The 25,809-nt window shown below is 46.2% G+C and carries 22 protein-coding genes and 1 tRNA gene; 11 read left to right on the top strand and 12 right to left on the bottom strand.

All coding sequences use genetic code 11. The features are described from left to right. From GXO74_05655 to GXO74_05700, 10 genes are all read right to left on the bottom strand, one after another. Positions 1 to 552, bottom strand: a 552-nt coding sequence (locus GXO74_05655; GenBank protein ID NOZ61147.1) for a DUF401 family protein, incomplete at its 3' end; no start/stop codon positions are given. Positions 553 to 559: 7 nt separating this feature from the next. Then, positions 560 to 970, bottom strand: coding sequence for a hypothetical protein (locus GXO74_05660; protein ID NOZ61148.1), 411 nt, complete (start codon positions 968 to 970; stop codon positions 560 to 562). Then, positions 967 to 1,638 (bottom strand): hypothetical protein, encoded by a 672-nt coding sequence (locus GXO74_05665; protein NOZ61149.1) that lies wholly within the window; start codon positions 1,636 to 1,638, stop codon positions 967 to 969. The genes GXO74_05660 and GXO74_05665 overlap by 4 nt, the downstream gene beginning before the upstream one ends. Positions 1,639 to 1,667: 29 nt before the next feature. After that, the gene (locus tag GXO74_05670; GenBank protein NOZ61150.1) at positions 1,668 to 2,315 is read right to left on the bottom strand and encodes a class I SAM-dependent methyltransferase; all 648 of its coding nucleotides are present in this window, start codon (positions 2,313 to 2,315) and stop codon (positions 1,668 to 1,670) included. Between the two features lie 22 nt (positions 2,316 to 2,337). Further along, positions 2,338 to 2,535: a zinc ribbon domain-containing protein gene (locus GXO74_05675; protein NOZ61151.1), complete on the bottom strand. Its 198-nt coding sequence runs from the start codon at positions 2,533 to 2,535 to the stop codon at positions 2,338 to 2,340. A 285-nt stretch (positions 2,536 to 2,820) separates the two neighbouring features. Beyond that, positions 2,821 to 3,693 carry a DUF89 family protein gene (locus GXO74_05680; protein NOZ61152.1) on the bottom strand — a complete coding sequence of 291 codons (873 nt, stop codon included), beginning with the start codon at positions 3,691 to 3,693 and terminating at the stop codon, positions 2,821 to 2,823. Positions 3,694 to 3,705: 12 nt separating this feature from the next. Further along, entirely contained in the window at positions 3,706 to 4,359 is a 654-nt protein-coding gene (locus tag GXO74_05685; protein ID NOZ61153.1) for a YggS family pyridoxal phosphate-dependent enzyme, read from the bottom strand. Then, on the bottom strand, positions 4,352 to 5,323 hold the full coding sequence (locus GXO74_05690) for a radical SAM protein (protein NOZ61154.1): 972 nt from the start codon (positions 5,321 to 5,323) through the stop codon (positions 4,352 to 4,354). The genes GXO74_05685 and GXO74_05690 overlap by 8 nt, the downstream gene beginning before the upstream one ends. Before the next feature lie 45 nt (positions 5,324 to 5,368). Further along, a complete protein-coding gene (locus GXO74_05695) occupies positions 5,369 to 5,599 on the bottom strand; it encodes a hypothetical protein (protein ID NOZ61155.1) in 231 nt (76 codons plus the stop codon). Positions 5,600 to 5,760: 161 nt separating this feature from the next. After that, positions 5,761 to 7,284 carry an aldehyde dehydrogenase family protein gene (locus GXO74_05700; protein ID NOZ61156.1) on the bottom strand — a complete coding sequence of 508 codons (1,524 nt, stop codon included), beginning with the start codon at positions 7,282 to 7,284 and terminating at the stop codon, positions 5,761 to 5,763. Between the two features lie 499 nt (positions 7,285 to 7,783). Here GXO74_05700 and GXO74_05705 point away from each other — a divergent pair. The 7 genes from GXO74_05705 to GXO74_05735 all read left to right on the top strand — a co-directional run bounded on the left by GXO74_05705 (position 7,784) and on the right by GXO74_05735 (position 14,548). After that, positions 7,784 to 7,865, top strand: a tRNA-Leu gene (locus tag GXO74_05705). Positions 7,866 to 7,916: 51 nt separating this feature from the next. Further along, positions 7,917 to 9,221 carry a trigger factor gene (tig, locus tag GXO74_05710; protein ID NOZ61157.1) on the top strand — a complete coding sequence of 435 codons (1,305 nt, stop codon included), beginning with the start codon at positions 7,917 to 7,919 and terminating at the stop codon, positions 9,219 to 9,221. A gap of 72 nt (positions 9,222 to 9,293) precedes the next feature. Beyond that, positions 9,294 to 9,890, top strand: coding sequence for an ATP-dependent Clp endopeptidase proteolytic subunit ClpP (gene clpP / locus GXO74_05715; GenBank protein NOZ61158.1), 597 nt, complete (start codon positions 9,294 to 9,296; stop codon positions 9,888 to 9,890). Positions 9,891 to 9,920: 30 nt separating this feature from the next. After that, complete coding sequence (gene clpX, locus GXO74_05720) at positions 9,921 to 11,174, top strand: ATP-dependent Clp protease ATP-binding subunit ClpX (protein NOZ61159.1); 1,254 nt, start codon at positions 9,921 to 9,923, stop codon at positions 11,172 to 11,174. Positions 11,175 to 11,347: 173 nt separating this feature from the next. Next, positions 11,348 to 11,935: a YihA family ribosome biogenesis GTP-binding protein gene (locus tag GXO74_05725; GenBank protein ID NOZ61160.1), complete on the top strand. Its 588-nt coding sequence runs from the start codon at positions 11,348 to 11,350 to the stop codon at positions 11,933 to 11,935. Positions 11,936 to 11,940: 5 nt separating this feature from the next. Continuing rightward, positions 11,941 to 13,035, top strand: a complete 1,095-nt coding sequence (locus GXO74_05730; protein NOZ61161.1) for an alanine--glyoxylate aminotransferase family protein — start codon at positions 11,941 to 11,943, stop codon at positions 13,033 to 13,035. Positions 13,036 to 13,183: 148 nt separating this feature from the next. Next, positions 13,184 to 14,548: a sigma-54-dependent Fis family transcriptional regulator gene (locus GXO74_05735; protein NOZ61162.1), complete on the top strand. Its 1,365-nt coding sequence runs from the start codon at positions 13,184 to 13,186 to the stop codon at positions 14,546 to 14,548. Between the two features lie 120 nt (positions 14,549 to 14,668). Here GXO74_05735 and lptG read toward each other — a convergent pair whose 3' ends face one another. Further along, the gene (gene lptG / locus GXO74_05740; GenBank protein NOZ61163.1) at positions 14,669 to 15,742 is read right to left on the bottom strand and encodes an LPS export ABC transporter permease LptG; all 1,074 of its coding nucleotides are present in this window, start codon (positions 15,740 to 15,742) and stop codon (positions 14,669 to 14,671) included. Continuing rightward, positions 15,729 to 17,138 carry a YjgP/YjgQ family permease gene (locus GXO74_05745; GenBank protein NOZ61164.1) on the bottom strand — a complete coding sequence of 470 codons (1,410 nt, stop codon included), beginning with the start codon at positions 17,136 to 17,138 and terminating at the stop codon, positions 15,729 to 15,731. Before GXO74_05745 ends, lptG begins: the two co-directional genes overlap by 14 nt. 382 nt (positions 17,139 to 17,520) lie before the next feature. Here GXO74_05745 and sprA point away from each other — a divergent pair, with 382 nt between their 5' ends. The 4 genes from sprA (at position 17,521) to GXO74_05765 (ending at position 25,799) form a co-directional block, all read left to right on the top strand. Then, positions 17,521 to 23,673, top strand: coding sequence for a cell surface protein SprA (sprA, locus tag GXO74_05750; protein NOZ61165.1), 6,153 nt, complete (start codon positions 17,521 to 17,523; stop codon positions 23,671 to 23,673). Positions 23,674 to 23,750: 77 nt separating this feature from the next. Then, entirely contained in the window at positions 23,751 to 24,668 is a 918-nt protein-coding gene (locus GXO74_05755) for a M28 family peptidase (protein ID NOZ61166.1), read from the top strand. A 104-nt stretch (positions 24,669 to 24,772) separates the two neighbouring features. Continuing rightward, positions 24,773 to 25,411: a MotA/TolQ/ExbB proton channel family protein gene (locus GXO74_05760; GenBank protein NOZ61167.1), complete on the top strand. Its 639-nt coding sequence runs from the start codon at positions 24,773 to 24,775 to the stop codon at positions 25,409 to 25,411. Then, positions 25,395 to 25,799 (top strand): biopolymer transporter ExbD, encoded by a 405-nt coding sequence (locus GXO74_05765; protein ID NOZ61168.1) that lies wholly within the window; start codon positions 25,395 to 25,397, stop codon positions 25,797 to 25,799. The genes GXO74_05760 and GXO74_05765 overlap by 17 nt, the downstream gene beginning before the upstream one ends. Positions 25,800 to 25,809: the final 10 nt, after the last annotated feature.

Below are 25,809 nucleotides of genomic sequence, written 5' to 3' on the forward strand. Positions count from 1 at the left end.
ACGAAGTAAAAAAAGCGAGCCGGAAAGCATCATCAGCGCGAATCCGGGGAGCAGATACAGCACAACGTGATAGAGATTCACTTTTGCCATGGCAGTGGTTGCCAGCAGCATTCCCAGCGGATAGATGAGCAACAAAACATGCCGATACCACACATTTATTGCTGCCTTGCGCGCAGCAGAAACGCCCTCTCCGCTTTTTTCGATCAACGGCGCAGAAAGCAGCGCACCGCCGGGCATGGGCAGCATGCCCACGAATGCTGCGGAAAAAACCATCACTGTTTTTTGGCTGAAAGGCAAATTATTGACAAAGTCATCCATCAAGCCGCTCTGCTGCATGATGCCGCCGATGACGGGAATGATTCCCACAGACATTGCCAGTAGCAGCACCGACGGATCCGAGAGAGTCTGCCAGGTGAGCCGGAGCATCTGCGCCACAGACAGGCTGAAAATTCCCAGCAAATAGGAGCCGATTACCAGCGCCAGCCAGAGACTTTTGCGGGAGACGAGCAGAATGACGAGAAACGAGAGAAAAAAACCGAACCAGATAATCATGCGTCACTCAAAAACTTTTGAATACGCGCGCCAGCGGCGTACCGGGCGCAGAAAGTGAAATGTCGCACATGTAGCCGAGCGGAGTTTGTGAGACGTCATAGCCCACAGTCGCGAGCCGCTGCCTGGCCTGAACAAAAATTTCTTTGACTGTCCCGGCAGAACCTTTGCTGTCGGAAAGATGCGAGAAAGAGTGGAGCACGATTTTTTTGGTATTGTTTTTTCCGGCAAGCCACTTCACATTTTTTATCAGCCGTGTGACGGAATGGGAAATTTTTTTCTCATCTTCAGCCTCGACGTGAATGAAAGCCAAAATTGCATTCTCCGCAGCGCCTTCAATGGCCTCGTCATCGAATTCGTCCGAGGCTTTCAAAACCGGACTGTAGTGAAAAGAATCTACGTAAAACATGAGCAATTTCATTGTTTTCCTGCCATTTCTTTTTTTCGGAAACGATTCCAAACATTCAAAAATACAAGCAAACCCAATATTTCAGCGGCGATCAGCAACTCCCAGTGGTAACTTTCCGGGATTCCCTGACGCAGCACAAGCGGCGCGTCTAAAATGAATGAAATAAAAATGAATAGCGGAATCATCAGAAAGGGGAGCCATTCCCACTTTTGCAAACTGAAGCGAAAACCGCTGTCTTCAATCATCAAAATCACCAGTGCGCCGGCGATCAAAGAAATCGAAACAATGACCGGCGCCAGCACGGGGCCCGCCCAGGGAGCCGGAATGAGAAACAGCAAATCCCAGGTGAATAAAGAAGCGGGCCAATTAAGAAAAATTTTCAGCCACGCGTAATACCAAATGTCCCACACGCCGAACAGAAACATGAAAAAGGCGAACCGCGTCCAGCGGCTCTTTCCGGCGATGATTGCCGCCGTTAGCAGCATCACCAGCGTCGCCGCTTCTCTGCCGATTTCAATCAGCGCCATTTTTTGCGGGATGAGAATGATCGGAAATTGAAAGCCGTTCGGGGAAAAAATTTCGCGCAAATAAACAACGACCGCTGATTCCAAATAAGCCATGGCAACGCCAAAAAGGAACATCCAGAGCAAAATTTTTCTGTTTTCTTTTTTGATCAGCATGGGAATCACTCCTTTTTTGCCTCAGCAAACTATTTTTCGGTCAGGCGAGCGCGCAGCAGGCGAACGATATTGCGAAAATATGTTTTCTCATCAAAATCGTCAAATCCGCGCTTGCGTAAATAATTTTTCCAATCCACTTTCAAATAGTCCTGCGCCAGCCGGCATTCCGTTTTTTTGAAAATAAGCCGGAAAATCCAGGGCTTTTTTTCCAGATCAAATTCTTCGTAGTCCAAAATGAAAAGTTCGCCGCCGGGCTTGAGCGCTTTTCTGGCATTGGCGATAATTTTCTCCTGTTTCTCCGGCGGGAAGCCGTGAAAAACAAAAGACAACAGCGCTTTGTCAAATTCGTTTTCCAACGACAGCGGCTCATCGATACGCATCTTTCGGACGCCAACGTTGGGAAATTTCGCACAATTTTTCCCGAATTGCGCGATCATTTCCTCGCCAATGTCCAGCCCCAAAATCGCGCCCTTTTCCGACAGAAACTCTGCCATCAGGCAAGCGTTTCTCCCGGTGCCGCAGCCCATGTCCAGAATTCTATCGTCGGGCTGAATGTTCATGTCGGAAATCGCTTTTCGGATAAAAGATTTGTATTTTCCCAGCGAGATAAAATCCAACAGCGCATCGTAGTGTTTTGCTTCAAAGCCTTTTATTTCGACTTTTGTCTCTTTCGACATGATTTTTCCTTACTTTAAAAAATTAAGAAATGTTGTGTTTTTTGCTGTAATCAGTCAAATAAAAGCCGCTGCCATGAAAAATCACTCCGGCTCCTTTTCCAATGATAATATCCGCCACAGTTCCGCATTTTGGGCACAGCACAACCGCTTCATCCACAATGCTGCGAAATAACTCAAATTCGTGCCCGCATTTTTTGCAACGATAATCATAAGTTGGCATTTCTTTTTATCCTTCCTTTCATTCGAAAATATTTTCTGCCACCAAGACTCGAAGACACAAAGTTTTTTTCTTGTTATCTTCGAAGTCGCTTTTTCTTACTTTTTTTCAACTATAAGTTCACGCTGATCGCGCGGATTTACGCAGAAATGACAAAATAATTTTTTTAATTAATTTTCTCTTCGTGCTTTGCGCCTTTGTGGTTTAAAAAAATTTCTCATCAGAATTTTAGATGAAAAATCAGCAAAAAGATTCTTGTTTATTTCTCTTTCTCCGTGTCATCCGTGCCTACCCCACAGATTTTTTAACAATAAAATCGCCTTTATTCACACCCAAAATTTTCGCGACGTGGTCGCATTTCGCCATCAAAATAAAATAGAGAGGTCGTTGGCAATTCATCAGACTTTCGAAATTTCCCTGACCTTTGGAAATGATCAAATCCGCGTCGTAGAAAATCTTCCGAAATTCAGCCGAAGTGTCAGGCAAAATTGTACCCGGCGCATCGTCGCCATTGTCGATGATTGTCACTAAATCACTCAGCCCGATTTGTTCTGCGTCCTGTCGCGTGGCATCGTTAATGACCGCATTGCCGCGCACAGCAAAATAAACGCGCGGATGTTGCAGCGTTTGCAGCAAAATTCTGTCCAAAACGATCTCTCCGGCGTTATCCCCCAGATAGAGCACGCTCTTCGCATTTCGAATGTCGTTCTCCAATTGCGCGGAATCATCAACCGCCAGCGTCACTGTTTTCGCCCTTTCAATGGTGCTGTGAATGTCAAAATTGTTATTGGCGACAAAATCAATCACGTTTCCTGCAATCGCCAAGCGCAGCGCTGCTTCAAACGGACGCTCGCTCCGCTGTACAAATTCCGTCAATTCATCGTACCTGTCCAAAAGTAGGGAATTGAATTTCTGCTTCAAGCCGGCATACGGATCCGCATCGCCTAAAAATTTCCGAATCACGCGATGCAAATCCCGACCCATCTCAATGGGGGATTGGTCAAAGGGCACGCCGCTCAAAAACCGCAACACTTCTTTAATCAGCGGCTCCCGTTTTTCCGGCGGGACAACACCGTTCTTGATTAAATTAATCACACTCCCCATGGCGCAGGGAATGCATTCGTAGGAAAAAGAAATCATTTCCGGATATTTTTCGCTCATTTTATTTTCTCGCTATGCTCTGGGCCCAAACAATTTCGTTCCGATTCTGACAATATTCGCGCCCTCTTCGATTGCCACTTCGTAGCTGTTACTCATTCCCATGGAAAGAAATTTCATCTCCGCCTTGGGCAGGTTCTCTTTTTTAATTTTTTCAAAAATTTCCCGGGTCACGCGAAAGTAAGGTCTGGCGTCTTCAGGATCGCCGGTGAAAGGCCCCATGGTCATCAGTCCCTGAATTATCAGATGCGGCAACTGGCTAATTTTTTCCGCCAGCTCGAGCGCATCTTCCGGCAAAACGCCGGTTTTGTTCGCTTCCCGGCCGCTGTTTATTTCGATGAGAACCGGCATTGTTTTTTTGTGTTTCTCGCACTCGCGATCAATGATTTCCGCCAATGGCAGCGAATCCACAGTTTCGATCATGTCAAAAATCGGCACCGCTTTCTTGACTTTGTTGCGCTGCAAATGCCCGATCATGTGCCACTGTGCCTGTCTGCCGATCACGGCAAACATATCCTCGGCTTCCTGCACGTAATTGTGGCCGATAACTTTGACGCCCGCGCTGATGGCAGCGAGCGCTTCTTCCGGCGTGCGCGTTTTCGCCGCAGCCACCAAAATCACGTGCGGCGGCAGCGACTGCAAAATTCCCCGGACTGATTCTTCAACCATAATATTTTTCCTCTTCATTCAGGACGCGGTAAAAAATTCCTCGTTCCAACTTTTCTGTCAAAATCATGTTTTGTTCCATTAAACCGTTGAGGTACTTTTTAACTTCAGCGGGTACCAGCCCCAGCGATGCGCTCAAATCTTCCACGGTGCAGGGACGGCGTTTCAGCGTCTGCAAAATCGCTTGTTCCGTGGAAAAATCGTAGCCGCGAATTTCGGCGACCGGGCTAAAACGGGCGATTATTCCCGTATTCCATTCCAAAAAATCAGCAATTTCGCTCAGTCGCTTCCGCAGCGCGGGCCGGACCCAGGATTCTGCCCCGGGTCTGTCCAGCGAATTTAGCTGCACCTGATCGGGTTTAATGTGATGAACCGCCTTTTTCAATAATGCTAATTCGCTTTCCGAATCATTAAATCCGGGGATGACGAAAATTTCCAGCAGCAGTTCGCCGGAAAATTTTTCTCGCAAGGAAACTAACCCAGCGATGATTTTTTTTGCTGTCAAATTTTCAGCCGGACGATTAAGACGGCGGAACACTTCTTCCGACGCCGCATCCAGCGACGGCATGATGATGTCCGCAGGTAAAACCTCCTCGACGACAGCGGAATCGCTGAGCAAAGTGGCGTTTGTCAAGACGGCGATTGAATATTGGGGATAATTCTTTTTCAGAAAGCGAATGATTTCGCCAATGCCCGAGTGCAGCGTGGGCTCGCCGGAACCGGAGAAAGTGACAAAATCCAGTTCAGGCAACGATCCTAAAAAAGCATCCAATTCAGCAAGCACTTCTTTTGTGGGAACATATTCCCGGCGTTCATGAGCTAAATTTGTCGTCCTGCCGCATTCGCAATAGACGCAATCCAACGAGCAGGTTTTGTAAGGCACCAGATCCACGCCCAGGGAAATTCCTAATCGCCGGGAAGGCACCGGCCCGAACAAATATTTATAATTTAAAGCCTTTTCAGACATGCAAAACTCCAAGATCAACGTGATAACTCTGACGACAAGAACAAATTATTCCGGATAATTTTCTTCGATAAATTCATTCAATTCGGCGAGTAAGTTATCCGGATTTTCCACGTGATCCATTTCAAACAATTCGCCCACCGAACACCACAACGGTTCCCCGCAGCGGATGCAACGGACATTATTCGCCGTCAAAAAATGCACAGATTTGGGAAAGTTTAACGCTAAATCTTCCACGTCTGTTTCAAAAGTAATTCTTCCCTTGTTTTTCTCTGCCATATTTCCCTCCTGCAAAAATGGAAATCAATGCCCTTAATTAAAAAATGCACAAAAAGATGGTCTCTGCTTCTCGTTTTTCAGACAGAAGAGAGACCATTTTTTTCTTAATGTTTTGCCGTTTAATATGATTTCCATTGCCGGAAAAAGATTCAGCGCTGATCCTAATCTCCGAACTTTATTCCCTGCGCCAAAGGCATATCACTTGACCAATTAATTGTATTCGTCTGACGACGCATGTAGCCTTTCCAGGCATCGGAGCCGGATTCTCTGCCGCCGCCGGTTTCTTTTTCGCCGCCAAACGCGCCGCCGATTTCCGCGCCGGAAGTGCCGATGTTCACATTGGCAATGCCGCAATCCGAACCCCGCTGCGACAAAAACGTCTCCGCAGTAATCAAATTGGTCGTAAAAATTGCGCTGGACAAACCTTGCGGCACGTCATTGTGAATTTGAATCGCTTCGTCGATGGTTTCATATTCCAGCAAATAGAGAATCGGGGCAAAGGTCTCTTCTTTTACAATTTCCGTCTGCTGCGGCATTTTCACAATGGTGGGCTCTACAAATCGTTCGCCAATATCAGGCAAGCGTTTGCCGCCGTAAATAATTTCCCCGCCTTGTTGTTGCGCCAGTTCCAACGCCGCCATCATATCTTCTACGGCAGCCTCGGTCACCAGCGGGCCCATCAAAGTGGTATCTTGCAGCGGATCGCCGATTTTAACCTGTTTGTAGGCGTTGATCAGCCGATCCGTTAACTCTTTGGCGATGGATTTGTGCATGATAATTCGCCGCGTCGATGTGCAGCGCTGGCCTGCCGTACCGACAGCGCCGAATAAAATCGCGCGCACCGCTAAATCGAGATTAGCGTCTTCGGCGACGATAATGGCGTTATTGCCGCCAAGTTCCAAAATCGTTCTGCCAAATCTTTTGGCGGACGCCTCGGAAACGCGGCGTCCCATTTTTGTGGAGCCGGTGAAAGAAGTCAATTGGATACGCGAATCGTTAATCAGCCGCTCGCCGATGGTTCTGCCGGCGCCGATGAGCAAATTGAAAACGCCATCGACGTTGTGATCGGCAGCCACTTTGTTGGCGATGTGTTGCACGGCAACGGCCGTCAAGGGAACTTCCGAAGATGGCTTCCAGATCATCGTGTCTCCGGCGACAGCAGCAATAGCCGCGTTCCACGCCCAGACCGCTACCGGGAAATTGAACGCGGTGATAATCGCAATCGGTCCCAACGGATGCCATTGCTCGTACATGCGATGGCCCGGACGCTCCGAGTGTATAGTCAGACCGTATAATTGGCGCGACAGACCCACAGCAAAATCACAAACGTCAATCATTTCCTGTACTTCGCCCAGGCCTTCGGCTTTGATTTTTCCCATTTCCAGAGTCACCAATTCACCCAGCGGCTCTTTCATTTCGCGCAACGCTTGCCCTAAATCGCGAATGATTTCTCCGCGCTTGGGCGCCGGAACCATGCGCCAACTCAGAAATCTCTCTTCCGCTTTGGCGATGATTTTCTCGTATCCCTTTTCTCCGACCTGAATCACACGCGCAATTGCCTCGCCGGTGGCGGGATTGTACGAAACCAATTCTTTCCCGTCCGCATCTGTGATCCACTCGTCCATTCCCGTGCAGCCGCCGGGATTGACATCTTTAATGTTTAATTTTTCTAACAACGCCTTCATAAATGATCTCCTTTGTTTTATTTGACGGCTGAATTTATCAAATATCAGATTAAAATGCAAGGTTAAATTTAATATTTTTTTGTGCATCTTTTGGCATCTTTTTAAATCAAAGATATTACATGCCTTGAGAAATCATTTTACATTTCCTTTTGCCGGAAAAAGGATGACAATTTATTTGAAATTTCAAAATGTTCTCATCATTTTCTTGTTTGTGAATTCGGGTGAAACCTCAACATTCAAGAATCTTGCTAATTCATTAATTTTTTTAGGAGTTATCAATTTTCTTATGCCTGGCATATTAATTGCAGAGGAAATTTTCTAAAAAAATAGCAGCAGCGAGCCAGAACAGCTAATTTTATTTCGCGAACGTCGGTTTTGGAAAGGCCGGTTGTGGCGGAACTTTTATTACAAAAGTGCATTGAATAGCCAAACTAACCATTTTTAACTTAAAAAAACATTGACATTTGCACGATTCTTTTTTATATTTAAAAAACACGTCGCGAGAGTGGCGGAACTGGCAGACGCGCTAGACTTAGGATCTAGTACTTTCCGGTGTGGGGGTTCGAATCCCCCCTCTCGCACTTCGTTTGAAATTCATTGTTTTATTTAATTTACGACAAAAGGAGTTTAGATTGGAAGTCAAAATTGAAGATCATGAACAATTTCAGAAGAAAGTCGAAGTAAAAGTACCTTATGAAGAACTATCGGACAAGATTGATGCGAAGTATCAACAGTATAAAAAAACAGTTCAATTAGAAGGTTTTCGCAGGGGGAAAGTGCCTCTTTCTTTGCTGAAAAAAGTTTACGGAAAACAAATAGAAACTGAAACCGCCGAAGATGCCATTCCCGAGTTTTTGCAGAAGGCCATTGATCAGGAAAAAATCAAATATTATGACATGGTTTCAATAAATGACGTCGCTTTCTCTGCTGAGGAAGGTCTCTCTTTCGCCGCCATTGTCAAAGTGGAGCCAGACATCGAATTGAGGCAGTATAAGGATTTGGAACTTGAAAAGATCGTCTATCAGGTTTCGGATGAGGATGTGGAAGAAGCGCTGGAAAATATCCGCGAGCAATATGCAACAATGAATAATGTGGAAGACGGCGCTCAAGCGGGGCATTTCATCATTGCCGATTTGCAAAAAACCGATGCCTTGGGTCATCCGCTTGTCGGTGAAAAATTTGATAACCGTTATCTGCAATTACAAACTGACAACGAGGACGATGAAGTCGTCAAACAGCTTCTCGGCGTCAAGCCCGGCGAGATGCGCCAGATAGCCTTATCTAAAAAAGAATCGGAAGAAGGCGCAGAAGAGCAGGACTATTTTTCCGTATCTGTCAAAGAAATAAAAGAAAAAAAATTGCCTGAGCTGGATGATGATTTTGCGAAAGATGTGGGAGAGGACTCGCTGGAAGATTTGAAAAAAACGCTGCGCGAACGATTAGAAAATAACGCCGTTGAACGCGACAATGAAAATTTTCAGGAAGTAGTTATCGATAAGATTATCAAAAATAATCCCATTGATATTCCCGAATTCATGGTTGAGGGTTATCTGGACGCTTTGATTAAAAATTTTAAAGAAAGAAACCAGGAACAATTTGACGAACAGGAAATCCGCCAAAATTATCGTGCGGAGGCCGTCCGAAATCTGAAATGGATGATGATTCGCGATAAAATTATTGAACTGGAAGATATCAAAGTTGAGGATTCGGAGATTGACGATCACATTGAAGATTTGGCGAAGAAAGCAGGGAAAGACGCGCCGCAAGTTCGTCGTGAATATCGGTCGGATAAAATGCGTCGGCAGTTGAAGCAGGAAATATTTCACAAAAAGACGCTCGATGTAATAATTAACAACGCCAAAGTCGTTGAAAAATCCATGACCCGGGAAGATTTGATCAAACAATCTGAAATCACTGAGAACATTTCGGCGGTTTGAGCATCTAAAAATAGACTGAATAACAAAATGCATCAAGACGAAATCCGGAAATTATAACAAAAGAGGATGGAAATGAGTTTAGTGCCGATAGTGGTTGAGCAGACCGGACGCGGGGAACGCGCCTATGACATTTTTTCGCGATTATTGAAAGAACGAATCATTTTTATCGGCGGCCCCATCGATGATACGGTGGCAAGTCTCGCCATCGCACAATTATTATTTTTAGAGGCAGAAGATCCGGAAAAAGATATTTACATGTACGTCAACAGCCCCGGCGGTTACGTGACTGCTGGCATGGGCATTTACGATACCATGCAATACATCAAACCGGACGTGGCGACAATTTGTCTGGGTCAGGCCTCCAGTATGGGCGCTGTTTTGCTGACAGCCGGCGCCAAAGGAAAGCGTTCCGCTTTGCCGCATTCGAGAATCATGATTCATCAGCCATTGGGCGGTGCCCAGGGAATGGCAGCGGACATTGAAATTCAAGCAAAAGAAATTTTAAACATCCGTGAAGAAATCAATAAAATTTTATCTAAGCACACCGGTCAGGCTATTGCAAAAATTGCCAAGGACACGGACAGAAACTTTTTCATGTCAGCCGAAGAAGCGCTAAAATACGGTCTCATTGACGAAGTAATGGAATCACGCAAAAAAAATAAGAAATAATCGCAACCCCGGACACAATCGAGGTTTTTTATGGACAATTATGACAAAAGTCGCGAGCGTTTGTACATCTGTTCGTTTTGTGGCAAAAGCTCTCATCAAGTAGAATGTATCGTCACCGGACCGGATGTGTACATCTGCAATGAATGCGTAAAAACCGCCAGTGAAATCATACGCGAGGACAGAAATCGACGCGCGATCAAGGCTGGCAGCAAAATACGTACGCCTTCCGAAATCAAAAAGGAGCTGGATGCTTACGTCATTGGGCAGGAGAACGCAAAAAAGATCGTTTCCGTCGCGGTTTACAATCACTATAAGCGCGTGGAAACCGGCGACACGTTTTTCGACGACGTCGAATTGGAAAAAAGCAACATTCTGCTCATAGGCCCAACGGGAACCGGCAAAACGCTCATGGCGCAAACGTTGGCTCATTTTCTGAAAGTTCCTTTCACCATCGCCGACGCCACGACGTTGACGGAGGCCGGTTACGTGGGAGAAGACGTGGAAAATATCCTGGTGCGCTTGCTTCAGGCAGCGGATTACGACGTGGAATTGGCGGAAAAAGGCATCGTTTACATCGACGAAATTGACAAAATCGCCCGCAAATCAGGGAATCCGTCCATCACGCGCGATGTTTCCGGGGAAGGCGTGCAGCAGGCGTTGCTGAAAATATTGGAAGGAACCGTCGCTTCTGTGCCTCCGAAAGGCGGACGGAAACATCCGGAACAGAATCTGATCAATATCAACACCAAAAACATCCTGTTCATTTGCGGCGGCGCGTTTGACGGGGTCGAGAAGATCATTGCCAGCCGCATGGGCAAAAATGGCGTCGGTTTTGGCGCGGATTTGCAGCAAAAAAAATATGACAACATCGGATCGGTGTTGCGCTACGTGCAGCCGGAAGACCTGTTGCGATTTGGCCTGATCCCGGAACTGATTGGAAGATTGCCCATTAATTGCGTGTTCGACGAGTTGAGCGAAGACGCGTTGTACACCATCCTCATCGAACCCAAAAATGCCCTGTCAAAACAATACCAGAAACTCTTCGAATTGGACAACGTGGAATTAGAATTTCAAGAAAAGGCGTTACGAGCTATCGTTACCGAATCGATAAAAAGGAAAACCGGCGCCCGAGCTCTTCGCGCCATCATGGAAGAAATGATGCTGGAAATTATGTATAAATTACCTGACATGAAAAATGTGAAAAAATGCGTCGTAGCGGAAGAAGTGGTAACAGAACGCAAGGAGCCGACGATTATTTATAAAAAAGTGAAAAAAACAGCTTAAAATTTGCTGCAAAATTAGTGATCTTTCAAACTTCAAATCTTCCTGTGCGCTCATTTTTTTACAGGAAGGTTTTTTTTTGAAAATATCTCTGAATCGCCATCATGGGCACGAAATTGATTCTTTTTTAATGTGCCTGTTAAAAAATGTGCTATCCCAAATAACGCTGGTTGAATGTGAAAATCCAAGCAATAGAATTTATCGGAAGCTTTTCCAATTTGAAACAATTGCCCAAAGCGAAATTGCCGGAAGTCGCTTTTGCTGGCAGATCAAACGTCGGAAAATCGTCCCTCATCAATACGCTGGCTAATCGAAAAAATATTGCGCGGACGAGTTCAACGCCGGGCAAGACACGATCATTGAATTACTACCTGATCAATGAAAAATTTTATTTTGTCGATTTGCCGGGCTATGGTTTTGCCAAAGTCTCGCATCATGAGCGACGTCTGTGGCAGCGATTGGTCGAAAAATATTTTGAAAAAAATCAACATTTACGCGGTGTCATTCAAATTATTGACAGCAGGCACGGTTTCACTGATTTGGATCTGGAAATGGTCAAATGGCTTGCATTTGCGCAACTGCCGGTTTTGGTCGTCGCCACAAAAGTCGATAAACTCCCCGGCAGCAAGAAGAAATCAATTCTTGACAAAATCGAAGCCACGGCGCATGAATTGGGCGTTGCCGAAATGGTTCCCTTTTCCACTGTGACTAAGCAGGGCAAGGTTGATATTCTCAACTCTATTTTTCATCTTTTAGGCAAATAAATATTATGAGTGAGCCAGATTTTCTGCTGCTTACCGCCGGACCGGTGGCTGTGGCAGAGGAAATCCGAAACATCTTCAGCCAACCAATGGTTTACCATCGTTCGGCTGATTTCGTCGATATTTTCAACCAGGTCACTGAAGGTCTGAAATATTTATTTCAGACGGAGAACGACACTATTATTTTAACTTCGAGCGGCACCGGCGCGATGGAAGCGGGGGTCACGAATTTTTTCAGCCCGAATGATCGGGTTCTCATTGCGTCCAATGGAAAATTTAGCGAGCGTTGGAAGGAAATTTGTTTAAAATACCGCCTCGAAATCGCGGAGATTTCTCTGCCGTGGGGCAAAAGTGTCAACCGCGATCAGTTGCTTCAAGCAATTAAAGCGCAGTCCGATTTAAAGGGGATCTTTCTCACACACTGCGAAACTTCAACCGGCGCAGTGACTGATTTGAGCAAAATTGTTCCTGAAATTCGTCCTCACACCGACGCTTTGATCATTGTGGATGCGATTTCTTCCATCCCGGCTTTGCCGTTTCAAATGGACAGTTGGGGGATCGACGTGGCGATCACAGCTTCGCAAAAGGGGCTGGGATTGCCGCCGGGCATGGCATTCGTCGCTGTGAGTCCCCGCGCCTGGGTTGCGGCTGAATTAGCGGAATTGCCGCGTTACTACTTTGATTTGATCAAATACAGACAGGCTCACAGACTAAAAATTGGCAGCGCGTTTACGCCGTCGGCGCTTCATGTTTTGGCGGCAAAATTTGCTCTGGACAAAATTGCCGCGCAAACGCTGCCAGCCATCTGGCGCGAACGCGAGGCGATTGCCACCTTTTTCAGAGGAGAACTTGCCAAAAGGAACATTTCCATTTTTCCGGAATACCCGTCAAATTCGTTGACGGCGCTTGATTTTCAAAATATCGCGCCGGCGAATGAAATTATTCGCGAATTGCATGACAAACGGCGCATCATTGTTTCGCGCGGACAGGGGAAATTACAGAACAAAATTATCCGCGTTGGGCACTTGGTAAACGTGGGCAAAAATGAATTGAAAAAATTACTTGACGCACTGGATGCCATTCTCGCTGAGCGTAGGAGTTAATCGGGCGCTCAGCGTTTTTGGAAAATAGTCCTTGTAATTATCCGATTTTTTTATTAATTATTAGCATGCACAAGAGCGATGTTGTCGCTTCAAATTTCAGTTTGCCGCTTGTGAAATGGTTTGAAAGAATATCTCAAAAAGGAAAATCATGGCACGAATATTAATCGTTGAAGATGATGCAAACACTTTGTCCGGATTAGTGGAAATCCTTCGCGATGAAGGCTACGAAACTGTCGGCGTCAAAGCCGGGAAAAAAGCGCTGAAAATTTTGGAAAATGATTCTTTCGACATTTTGCTGACCGATTTGCGCCTGCCGGATATCGATGGCTTGTCGCTCTACGAAAAAACGCGCGATTCCAACGCTGAGATGAAAACCATCGTTATGACTGCCTTCAGTTCCGTCAAGGACGCCGTGGAAGCGATGAAAAAAGGCGTGTACGAATATCTCACTAAACCGTTGAATCTTGATGAGCTTTTTCTCACAATAAAAAAAGTGCTACAGGAAAAGCACATTCTGAACGAGAATATCGAGCTCAAGCAACAAATAAAGAAATCCTATGCCTTTGAAAATATCATCGGCAAAAGCAAGCCCATAGAGGAAATCTATCGCAAGATAGAGAAAGTGTCCCGGTCGCAGTCCACTGTGTTGATCCGCGGCGAAAGTGGCGTCGGCAAAGAACTTGTGGCGCGGGCGATTCATTACAATAGCGCGCGGGCTAATAGAACGCTGGTGGAGATTAGTTGCGCTTCGCTTCCGGAGACGCTTTTGGAGAGCGAACTTTTCGGCTACGAACAAGGCGCTTTCACAGGCGCTGTTTCTCGCAAGCAAGGCCGCTTCGAATTAGCGGAGGGAGGCACAATTTTTCTCGATGAAATCGGAGACATTTCGGAAAGCGTGCAAACAAAATTATTGCGTGTGCTTCAGGAAAGAGAAATAACGCGTTTAGGCGGAACAAAAGCCATTCAAGTTGACGTTCGCGTGATTGCCGCCACAAACCGCGATCTGGAACTGGCTCTGCGTCAGGGCAAATTTCGTGAAGACCTCTATTTTCGACTCAATGTGATTCCGATTTTCATTCCGCCGCTGCGCGAAAGGAAAGAAGACATTCCGTTGTTAGTGGAATATTTCATCAAAAAAACCTGCGAAGAGAACAATAAGCCGACCATGAAAATTTCCGAAGAAGCGTTGGATTTATGCATGAGTTACGATTGGCCCGGCAATATACGCGAGCTTGAAAATGCCATTGAAAACGCCATTGTGCTCGGCGAGGGCGAGGTGATTTTGCCGGAATTTCTTCCATTGACGCTGTATTCGGAATCAGACCATGATTTTTTGCAAGACATGAAAGAGCGCATTGACGAGGATTCCTATCGCAAGAAAATGGAATTTGCCGAGCGCATGATTCTCAAAGATGCTATTCACAAAGCCGGCGGCAACAAATCGCTGGCGGCAAAAAATTTGCGAATCAGCCTGAGGACGATGAGATATAAAATCAAAAAATACAACCTGTAATTTTACCCGCTTCCCCACAAATGCGACTTTTCACTAAATCCGGAAGCATGGCTGAAAAAATCAGCGAAAATGCGCCAAAACCGCATCCGCCTTTGGGCTGAGCCGCATTCCGTAAAAAAGTCAATTGGATTTCGCTAAAATGTAGATGGCGCCAATGCCAAAGAAAATATTTCCCAGCCACGCAGCCAAAAGCGGAGGCAGCGCTCCGTTATGTCCCAGACTTTGCCCGACTTTGATGAACCCGAAATACAGAAAACATATAAACAGACTCACGCCGAAACTGATAGCGCTTCCGCTGCGCGTTTTTTTGGACGCCAGCGGCGCGCCGAAAAGCACAATGATCAAATTGGCGAACGGAAACGCAATTTTCAGATACAACTCCACCAGCCACCGATCCGGATTGCCGCCAGTGCGTCTGATTTCTTTGATGAATTGTTTGAGCTCCCAAAAGCTCATCTCTTCCGCTTTTTTCTGCACTCTGGCGATATCTTGCGGCTTAAGGGGAATGTCCGAAACAACCAACGAATCTAACGCCTGATATTTTTCTCCGTCTTCTCCGAATGCGCGCCAGCGCACATCTTTCAGCGTCCATTTTCCTGAACGCCAGACCATCTCCGGCGCATCAATCCGTTCTTTAAGGCGGTTTCCGTCCAACGTCTCGATGCTAATTTGAAAAGCGCAATTTTTTTCCGTGTCAAAAAATCCAACGTTCAGCCAGCGATTTTTTTGCAGCAAGATGTGAATATTGTTAGTCTTCCGTTTTGGGGCTCTTTTTCGTTTGTCCACATAATTTTGGTACACATCTTTTTTTTTCTGATTTGTGTAGGGTACAAATCTCTCGCCGATGTACAGGGAAAGCACGCTGATCACCATGGCGGCAAGAAAAATGGGCGCAAGAATTTGCAAGCTGGACATGCCGGAACTGCGCATGGCGGTAATTTCATTGAAGCGGGCCAGTTGCCCCACGCTGAACAAACTTGCCAGCAACATCGCCACCGGCAACGTCAAAATAATGATGTAAGGCAAGTAATAAAGATAATAGACCGCAATGATCGCGGGCGGCACATGGTGGTCGATAAACTTGTCCAAAAACCCGATAATGTCAATAATAATGAAAATGATGGCAAACGCAATCAGCGAAAAAACGAGCGCGCTCAAGAATTTTGTCAACAGATATCGATCAAGAATTTTCATCGGTTTTCCAGCGAAATTGTTTGGGCAGCAATTTAGTCAGCGCTTTGAAATTGATGATGGACATTTCCCGAACAGTATGAATAAGAAGATAAACGCCGAACCCGCCGACAATAATATTGGCAAGCCACATGGCGAGGAACGGCGACAGCATATTTCGATCCGCCAATTCTTCTCCGCCGATGAGAAAAATCCAGTAAATGATAAAAAATACCAGACTGATTCCGCCGCTTACCGCCATATTGCCGCGATGAGCCATAATGCCCAGCGGTGCGCCAATGAGCACAAAAACGATGCAGGCAAACGGAATGGAATATTTTTTATAAATTTCCACCAGCAACCTCTTGTTTGTCAGGGCATAGCTGTGATTGACGTCGCGTTCGGCCTTGATACGCAGGCGAACATTGCGCGCGATGCGCAGTTGCCGTTGTAAATTATATTGGTAGCGAGATGATTTTTTAATATGCTCGGGCAAAATCGGGAGTGCGGAAGCAAGAGTATCAGCGCTTTTCCTCTCAGGGAAATATCGCTGCGCCTGCAATTCAATATATTTCTGCAAATTTTCGCGCCGCGTGGCGATGAGTTTATTATTTTCGGCAATTTCTTTGCGCATCATCGCCGCGCTCTGCTCGCGATCGCCGCGATATTGGGAATTCCGCCTTTTCAAAATCATATCCGGAATGGGTATGGTCATCACATATTTCGGGAATTTGATAGTTGTGTATTGATTCAACTTGTCTTTATTGATGTCGTGAATTTCGCCGTCGAAAAGAGTCACCCGGAACAAACCCGATTTCTTATCAACGTAAATATCCCCGTTTTTCGCGATGATCGTCCGGTTAATATTGGGATCGCTGCGGTCGAAAATAAGCACATTTTCAATTTCAGAATAGCCCTCTTTTTCCTTCAATCCTTCCACGCGAATAGAAATATCAGGCAAATCCTCATACAGATAGCCGGGTTCCAGATTGACGGTGGGCCTTTTCATGGTGATGTCCCTTGCCAATAGTCGCAGCCGATGGTTGGAATCGGGGAGAACGTAATTATTGAACCAGATGAGAAAAACTGTCAGCGCCGCCGCCGTGAGCACAACCGGTAAAATTGCCCGATACAGGCTGACACCGCTGGCCTTCATCGCAGTAATTTCGTTATCCGCGGAAAGTTGGCCGAAAGCCATCAGTGAGGCCATGAGTGCCGCCATTGGCGCAGCGAGAGCCACAATCCAGGCGAGATTAAGCGCGAAAAATTCCAACACCACCCAAAAGTCCAATCCCTTGCTTAATATTTTATTCAGTTCTTTGAAAACCAAATTAAGCATAAAAATGAGCGTAATGATAAACAGTCCGAACACAAAAGGACCTACGTGTTGGCGAATAATATATCGGGATAAAATTTTCATCGGTCAATTTTCTTGGGAACTCACTAATTAAAAAGCACGTTATAATATACGTAATTTGTGTTTTTATATCAAGCAGTTTATTTCTTCCCCAACGAACGTTTTTTTCAGAGAAAATAAAAACAAAGCAAGGAGGAATTCTCTCGTTAAACTTGTTATTAGCAGAATAGTTTCTTGATTATTTTTTCCTTTTCTATCTTGGCAAGCGCTCAGCGCTGAGCTTATTAATTGGCATAAAAAGAGCCATCGCTTCATCGCGATAATTTTTATTTTTGTGCCTAATATTTTTATTCTTTTATTGTTAGTTGTCGTGAACAAATCCAACGATAACAAGTTTAACCATGTAATTCACGGAAAAGAGCAAACTGTAGAGTTAGACGGATTAATGGCTTTTAAGGCAAACACGGACGTAAAAGCAAAACAACGCCATCTGCGTGCGCTATTTGTTTGTTTCATCACCGCTTTGATTTTCTCTGGAAAATTAGTCGCTGCGGACGATCCTTACATTGGCCTGCGGATTCCCAATCAAGAAAAATACGGTCTGCGTCTTTTCGCGCAGCAGCCGGCGCGAGGGCTCTCGATGCTGGATTTTTCCGCACCCGCTTTGATCAAAGCTCCCGGAGCCGTCAAGCGCGTAGTGAAAATCGACAGCGCGGGCAAGCAAGTGACGATCAAAGAAGAAGCGTTTTCCCAGCCGTTTCAAATACCGGCAATTTATTCGCTGCACGACTACACGCGATATTGTCTGACGAGAAATATTGACATTCTCTGGCAAAAGCGAAAAATCAAAGAAATCTCCGGCGAGCAAATTACGAGAGGCAAAAAACAAGGGTTGAAAATTGCCATTCCGGTAAAAATTCGCAGCAAAGCGTTCCAGACCATTTTCGGCGGAGACCAAGTTTCACTTTCGGTCACCGGGCAGATTAATATCAACGGTGGTTTTCGCCACGAGAAACGCAGTCAGGTCAAAACAGCCATTAACCGCGGCTCGGACTACAATTTCCGCATGGAACAGCAGCAGCAATTCCGCGTCACCGGCAACATCGGCGAAAAAGTCAGCGTGAGTGTGGATCAGGATTCCGAACGTCCGTTCGATTTTGACAACACCATCCGCCTCGACTACAAAGGCTATGACGACGAAATTATTCAATCCATTCAGGCGGGAAATATTTCTCTTGCGCTGCCGGCGACACGCTTCGTCTCCTTCAGCGGCCAAAACAGCGGATTGTTCGGCATTAAATCCGAAGCTCAGGTGGGCAATTTCCATTTGACCACCATTGCCAGCCAGGAAAAGGGCGAAAACAAAACCAAAACCATCTCCGGCGGCGCCGAAGAAGGCGAAGTGACTATCAAAGATTACAACTACATCAAAGGAATTTACTTCTTCGTTGATGATATTTATCGAATGAATTATTTCCCGCTGAAAAATGGCATTCATCAGTACGATCTGAATCGCACCATCACCAATTTTGAAATTTACAAATCAGGTCCCGGCTACGAGCAAAAAGAAGGAAGAATTTACGGCTGGGCGCTCACTAATCCAGGCGACGGCTCGAATCCCGACACTTCAATCGTGGATAACGAAAATGCCAAGGGATACTGGATTCGGTTAGATCAATCGGACTATTTTTTGGAAAGGTCGCTGGGCTATATTCGGCTGAACAATGCTGTTGGCGACGGTGAAATGCTGGCGATTGCCTATCGCGATAGCGCCGGCAATATTGTCGGAAAAATAGATTTTGATGCCACGACTGACAGCGTCATCATTTTGAAAACGTTGAAACCGAAAACTCCCCGGCCTTCGGACAAATCGTGGGATTTAATGTTCCGTCACGTTTATTATTTGGGCTCGCGCGATATCGATCCTGACGGCTTTGAAGTGCGCATATTTTTCGACACGCCGTCCGGCGATGATCAGGAAACGATCTCTACCGACAACGGAAGTGTCACTTATTTGCATGCCTTTGGTTTGGATAGCGTTGATCAGAGCGGTAATAATAATCCGGACAATATCATTGATAACAATAACAACTTGCTGCGGCTTGGACCAGGCGAATTGGAATTTCCCAGCCTGAGGCCTTTTGCCGATCCCAACAACTCGCTCATTCCTCAAGATAAATGGGACAAAGCAATGTACGACACCACAAATCAGAGTTACATCGCCAGCGAGAGCAAGTTTTACATTCAGGTCAAGTCAAAAAATCGCAGTGCTAATTATGATTTAGGATGGAATGTAATCGAAGGCTCCGAAGAAGTCATGCTCAATGGCACCAAATTAGTCAAAGACAAAGATTACATCATCGATTACATGTCCGGGAAATTAACGATTTTGCGCGAAGAAGCGACCAACCCTTCCGCCAATGTGCAGGTGAATTACCAGCAAAATGAAATGTTTCAGTTGGAAAAAAAGACCCTGATGGGTATGCGCGGGGAATACAAATTTCTGGAAAATTCTTTCATCGGCGGTACTTTTCTGTATTTGAATCAGAGCACTCTGGATCAAAAGGTTCGCGTCGGCAAAGGACCCAGTCGAAACATGATCTGGGACGTTAACACTGCTTTGAAATTTGAGCCCAACTTTTTAACTAAGGCCATCGACGCGTTTCCGTTCATTGAAACTAAGCAACCATCGAAATTGACGTTCGAAGGAGAGATCGCCCAGATTCTCCCCAATCCGAACACCTTGAACAATTCCGCCACTGGAGACAACGACGGTGTGGCTTACATCGACGATTTTGAAGCAGCAAAGAAAATTACGCCGCTGGGTGTGATTTACAATAGCTGGCGCCCCTCTTCTTCTCCGCTGGAAATTCAAAAAATGCAAAATCCGCAAGCGAACATGGGGACAATCCTGGGAATTTATCAAAAACGAGGAAGACTCATCTGGTACAACCCGTACGAGCAGGTCGCCATAAAAGAAATCTGGCCCAACCGCGACACGCACAACCCTAACACGCCGCAGCGAGTACACGTTCTGACGATGGAATTTCAACCTGTGCCAAAAGACAGCGTGGATGATCCAAATTACGATGTTACGCAATCCTGGGCCGGCGTGCAAAGATGGCTTTCTTCCGGCTATGCGGATCAGACGGACAGTAAATTTATCGAAATCTGGGTGCAGGGAAATAACGGAAAATTGCACATTGATCTGGGTCAAATTTCCGAAGACATCATCCCCAATGGGCGATTTGACACCGAAGATATTCCGGAAAACGGCATCCGCAACAATCTCCTTGATCCGGGCGAAGACGTGGGCATCGACGGCATGGCGGGACAAGACCCGGAAGATTTCTGGGATATTAACGGCAATGGCATTCGGGATAAAGGCGAACCCATTAGTTATGATGACTGGAACTATTCCACCGGCGGCTACAACTATTCTCAGATTAATGGCACCGAAGGCAACGAAAACGATCCGGTGGGCCGCTATCCGGACACCGAAGATTTCAACGGAAACGGTTCGCTGGACATGGTGAACGATTTTTTCCGTTTTTCTTTCAATCTTTCCAAAGAACATCCGGACACAGCGCTCATCGCCGGAGGTCAGGAAAATCCGTACGGCTGGCGTTTGTACCGCATTCCCCTCAGCGCATTTGAGCCCATCGGAAGTCCTGACTGGTCGCGAATCGAATTTGCTCGTATCTGGATCGATAGCTGTGTGGCGCGAACCACATTGCGTATCGCCGAAATCAATCTCGTGGGAAATGACTGGAAAGAGATGGGCGTGGCGCCGGATGATTTTAGTCCCTACAATCAGCAGAACGACACTACCATCGTAGCGGCTGTAACCAACACGCACGAAAACGATGACTACACTCCTCCGCCAGGAGTGAGCGGCGTCAAAGACAGAATCACGCGCATCGAAGCCAAAGAACAGGCGCTGGTAATCCGTATCAATGAACTGGCTCCCGGGGCGAGCGGCATCTTAAGAAAAACTTTTTTTCAGGCGGAAGATTTCATCCATTACGACAAAATGAAAATGTTCATTCATGGCGGCGACGCGTACGCAACCGGTTTTACCAAAGACAAGACAAGAATTGAACTGTTTCTTCGCTTTGGTTCGGACGACAATAATTATTACGAATACCGGGCGCCGATATTTGAGGGCTGGGAAGGCAATAATATGGAAATCGTGCTCAACGACATGGCGCAGCTTAAATTAGCCACGCCAGACTCGGCCACGGGGCTCATCATTGAAAAATTCGACGACGGCCGCCAGTATCGCGTGAAAGGATCGCCTTCTCTCACCAACATCCGCCAGTTGATTTTGGGCGTGAAAAACATTTCCGACGCTGACACATCTGTTGCCGGAAACTACGTAATCGCAGACAATAGCCCGTTTACCGGCGAGGTCTGGGTGAATGAACTTCGCCTTTCCAATGTCAAAAAAGACAAAGGCATGGCTTACCGCGCCCGGGCGCAAATCAAAGTCGCCGACGTTTTTTCCGTGAACGGTGAAGTGAACCGCAAAGATGCTGATTTTCACAACGTGAACAATCGCTTCGGTAGCGGCAATAACCAGCAGGCGCAAAATTTTTCCGGTAATTTTGCGTTGCACAAATTGCTGCCGGAATCGTGGGGCATTTCTCTGCCCATCAATTTCAATTATTCCGAAAACAAATCAACGCCAAAATATCTGCCTGGCAGCGACATTTTGGTGACCGGCCAGACGCCGGATTCCGTGATGAAAAAAATTCGCAACCAGAGCGTGAATAAAGGTTGGGGAGTTTCTTTCAAAAAAACGACGCGTTCCAAAAATTTCCTCGTGCGCTATACTATTGATCGGCTTGCTGCCAATTTCAATACCGGTTCGTCTCATGCGATCAGTTCAACTTATGAATATCAGGATCGAAAAACATACACTGCCAATGTCAGTTATAATTTGAATTTTCCGAAAGATAAATATATTGAGCCTTTCAAATGGCTGGGCAAAGCGCCGATTATCAAAAAATTGGCAGAACTCAAGTTTTTCTACCTGCCTTCAAATTTCAACCTGAAGGCGTCGGGAAATCGCTCGACTTCACAGGCAATGACGCGTACCGGCGTGGAAACCGACAACCGCACTTTTTTCATCAATCGCAGTCTGCAAACTGGCATTCGCCCGTTCAAAAGCATGTCTTTTGATTTTTCGAGAAATTACAAGAATGATCTCAGTGCCATTCCCAATGCAATGGATGAGTTGTCAAATTACAAATTCGGGCGGCTCACTGATTTGAATCAATCATTCAGCGCCAAATATAATCCGCAAATTTCAAGATGGCTGAAATCAAATTTCTCTTACACCACCAATTTTCGTTTTTCCAACAATCTCCAGCTCAAAGAACGAGGCCGCAATGCATCGAATAACACTTCAGTGCAGGCGTCGTTCACTTTTAATCCGGATCAGATGATTTCGTCGCTATTCAAAACAGACAAAAGATCTGCGGCGCGCAGAAGAACGCCCAGAAGGCCTACGTCGCGCGCTCAGCCCAAGAAAAAAACCGGCAAAAACCAGCAGCCCAAAAAGGAGCCGCAAAAGCAGAAAAAATCTTTCAATCCACTGTCTTTGGTGGGAAAAAGCTTACACTTCATCACCAGTCGGATTAAGCCAATCAACATGACTTACACGAAGCGGGATAATATCAGCAATTATGGACTCGCTGACTCCATCCGCCACATGCCGACGACAGCCTACATGTTCGGTTTTGACAGCGATCCGGGCACAGGACACGTTCCGGACATCGGGACAAATATCGGTTCTGATCAATTATCCAGTTCCTTTTCTTTGCAGAGCGGGCTGAAAATTTTTCGCCAAATGGACGTGTCCCTCAAATTCAACCACGATGAAAATAAAAACGCTTCCACCACAATCAACGGCGGGAGTTCCGACTCGTGGTTTTACATCGAAGGTCACGCGGCAAAAGGTATCCCCATCGCCGAATGGAATCTGCGCTGGTCTGGGTTGGAAAAATATTTCTTTTTCAAAAAGTTTGCCCAGCAGATTAGCCTTGACCATAATTTCTCCGGGAAAAAACAAAATGCCTGGCAGGTGCAAAACAACGTGAAACAGAACACCAAAGAATCATACACCAAAACCTTCCGGCCTTTTCTTGGACTCAATATGCGGCTCAAGAAAAACATCACAATGAATGTTCGCTACAACATTTCCGAAAATATCAATTTCACCGTACGCGGCGGTTCCGGCGGGCAAAAACAGCTCACGTCAGATTTATCGGTGAGCGCTTCCTGGTCGCATAGCGGTGGATTGCACATACCATTACCTTTTTTTAAAAACAAAGAATTGAAAAACAATATTGATTTGCAAGTAACGTTTAGCATGAATAGCAATCAGAGCTTTCAGAAATTGGGCGAAAAAGATTGGACAGAAACCGACATGCGCAAAAGCTGGACTTTCGAACCGCAGGTGAATTACTCTTTTAGCCAGAACGTCCGCGGTGGCATGCATTTCAAAATCGGGAAAAACAGTAACAAGCGAATTGGCGATACCTCACTGCAAGAATTGGGCATTAACGTCAGCATTGCCATTCGAGGATCGTGAAAATTGCGTCAGGGGGTAGCCAGGGAGGTGTACTCCACCTAAAGGTGGGGCACACCTTTTGAAAAGGACAAAAAAAAATGACATATTTCAAATTTCGACGAATGATCTTCCTGTTCTTTATCGGGCTTTTGCTGCCAATTTCCGTCTCCTGCCAGCACATCAAAGCGCCGGCTTTTGACGGAAAGCGCGCATTTGAACAGTTGAAAAAACAGTGCGACTTTGGACCTCGCGTTCCGGGAACAAAGGCCCATCTCCAATGCCGGGATTATTTGACAGAAACGCTGCGCTCGCTCGGCGCGCAGGTAACATTGCAGCCTTTCCCTGTGAAATTTCGCGGGCTGAAAACTCCGACAACGGCGTACAACATCATCGCCAATTTTCACCCGCAAAAGACCAAACGTCTGCTGCTCTGCGCGCACTGGGACTCTCGCCCCTGGGCAGATCAAGATGCGAATCCGAAAAATCACAACAAGCCTGTTCCCGGAGCCAGCGATGGCGCTTCCGGCGTGGCGGTTCTGCTGGAAATCGCACGCATTATTTCTCTCCAGCAGCCTAAATACGGCGTCGATATTGTCTTTTTTGACGCGGAAGATTTTGGCTCCTACGGCAATAATGATTCCTGGGCGCTCGGCTCTCGACAATTCGCGCAAAATCTCACTCCGCGCTACAGACCTGAATTTGGTATTTTGCTGGACATGATCGGAGATGCGGATCAGCAAATTTACATCGAAAAGAATTCCCACGATTACGCCAAAGACATTGTCGATCTCGTCTGGAAAACTGCGAAAAGGTTGGGCATCCCAGAGTTTGTCCCTGAAGTTCAATACGATGTTTACGACGATCATCTCAATTTGCTATCCGCCGGCATCAAATGTATCGACATCATCGATTTTGATTACGAATACTGGCACACGATCGAGGATACGCCGGACAAATGCAGCCCGCAGAGCCTGAAAAATGTCGGCGATGTGTTGCGAGCGATTTTGTACAAATAAAGAATTAGCAGGCGGATTTGCACTAATTTTTATCCTTGAAAATCCGTTTAATCCGTGTGCATCCGCGTGCTATTATTTTTTTCCACCATTTTGAAGGAGACCTGATGGATCTGTTGTCCATGTTGATCAAAGGTGGCGTGTTGATGATTCCCATTTTGCTCTGTTCGCTGATTGGAATTTTTGTCGTCATCGAACGCTGGCTGGCGCTGCGCAAAATGAAAATCAATGCGCGCAGTTTTATTCTGCAGATAAAATCCTTATTGCTGAAAGATCGTTTTTCCGACGCCGTCATTCTCGCCAAAAGGACCAACTCGCCGGTGGCGAAAATCGCCAAAGCCGGCATCGAACGCCACAGCCGTCCCCGTGAGGAAATCAAAGAGGCCGTGGAGAGCGCCGGCAAGGCGGAAATTTACAAAATGGAGACGAACTTAGGCGTGCTGGGAACCGTTGCCGCCATTTCTCCGCTGTTGGGATTTCTGGGCACAGTAACCGGCATGATCCGCGCCTTCATTCAAGTGCAAAATTTGGGCGGGAATGTGGACGCCAGTGTGCTGGCCGGCGGCATTTGGGAAGCGCTGGTGACTACCGCAGCCGGCTTGACCGTGGGAATCATCAGCTTGATTTTTTACAACTGGCTGCAAGGTAAAGTCGAATATCTCGTGTTTGAAATGGAAGAAAATTCGACTACAATAATTGACATGCTCATTCAGCGAGGAGAGCGGCAAGATGTTTCAGACCAATAAAAAACGCATCGTCACTTTCTCCGCCATTTCGCTGACGGACATTGTGCTGCTATTGCTGATTTTTTTCCTGCTGTCATCTTCGTTTTTCGTGCAGCCCGGTTTGAAAATCAATTTGCCCAAAGCAGTCACCGGGCAGATTGAAGAAAAAAACCGCGTTTATCTCACGCTGACGCGCTCCGAAATGATTTACCTCAACAACGTGCCGGTGGTGAAAAATGAACTGGGATTCAAATTAAAGCAGCAACTGAAAAATAATCCCGATAAATTAGTCGTTATTCGCGCCGACAAAGATTTGACGCTCGACTTTACGGTGGAAATCATCGACATCGCTAAATTAGCCGGAGCAGAAAAATTTCTCATTGCCACGCAGCCCGGGGAGCGATTGTAACATGGTGCTG

This window comes from Calditrichota bacterium (genome assembly GCA_013152715.1).
Lineage (GTDB): Bacteria > Zhuqueibacterota > Zhuqueibacteria > Thermofontimicrobiales > Thermofontimicrobiaceae > 4484-87.

Coding starts and splice junctions, on each gene's coding strand:
- GXO74_05660 (NOZ61148.1), bottom strand. CDS start 970: ATGAAATTGCTCATGTTTTACGTAGATTCTTTTCACTACAGTCCGGTT.
- GXO74_05665 (NOZ61149.1), bottom strand. CDS start 1,638: ATGCTGATCAAAAAAGAAAACAGAAAAATTTTGCTCTGGATGTTCCTT.
- GXO74_05670 (NOZ61150.1), bottom strand. CDS start 2,315: ATGTCGAAAGAGACAAAAGTCGAAATAAAAGGCTTTGAAGCAAAACAC.
- GXO74_05675 (NOZ61151.1), bottom strand. CDS start 2,535: ATGCCAACTTATGATTATCGTTGCAAAAAATGCGGGCACGAATTTGAG.
- GXO74_05680 (NOZ61152.1), bottom strand. CDS start 3,693: ATGAGCGAAAAATATCCGGAAATGATTTCTTTTTCCTACGAATGCATT.
- GXO74_05685 (NOZ61153.1), bottom strand. CDS start 4,359: ATGGTTGAAGAATCAGTCCGGGGAATTTTGCAGTCGCTGCCGCCGCAC.
- GXO74_05690 (NOZ61154.1), bottom strand. CDS start 5,323: ATGTCTGAAAAGGCTTTAAATTATAAATATTTGTTCGGGCCGGTGCCT.
- GXO74_05695 (NOZ61155.1), bottom strand. CDS start 5,599: ATGGCAGAGAAAAACAAGGGAAGAATTACTTTTGAAACAGACGTGGAA.
- GXO74_05700 (NOZ61156.1), bottom strand. CDS start 7,284: ATGAAGGCGTTGTTAGAAAAATTAAACATTAAAGATGTCAATCCCGGC.
- clpP (NOZ61158.1), top strand. CDS start 9,294: ATGAGTTTAGTGCCGATAGTGGTTGAGCAGACCGGACGCGGGGAACGC.
- clpX (NOZ61159.1), top strand. CDS start 9,921: ATGGACAATTATGACAAAAGTCGCGAGCGTTTGTACATCTGTTCGTTT.
- GXO74_05730 (NOZ61161.1), top strand. CDS start 11,941: ATGAGTGAGCCAGATTTTCTGCTGCTTACCGCCGGACCGGTGGCTGTG.
- GXO74_05735 (NOZ61162.1), top strand. CDS start 13,184: ATGGCACGAATATTAATCGTTGAAGATGATGCAAACACTTTGTCCGGA.
- lptG (NOZ61163.1), bottom strand. CDS start 15,742: ATGAAAATTCTTGATCGATATCTGTTGACAAAATTCTTGAGCGCGCTC.
- GXO74_05745 (NOZ61164.1), bottom strand. CDS start 17,138: ATGAAAATTTTATCCCGATATATTATTCGCCAACACGTAGGTCCTTTT.
- sprA (NOZ61165.1), top strand. CDS start 17,521: ATGGCTTTTAAGGCAAACACGGACGTAAAAGCAAAACAACGCCATCTG.
- GXO74_05755 (NOZ61166.1), top strand. CDS start 23,751: ATGACATATTTCAAATTTCGACGAATGATCTTCCTGTTCTTTATCGGG.
- GXO74_05760 (NOZ61167.1), top strand. CDS start 24,773: ATGGATCTGTTGTCCATGTTGATCAAAGGTGGCGTGTTGATGATTCCC.
- GXO74_05765 (NOZ61168.1), top strand. CDS start 25,395: ATGTTTCAGACCAATAAAAAACGCATCGTCACTTTCTCCGCCATTTCG.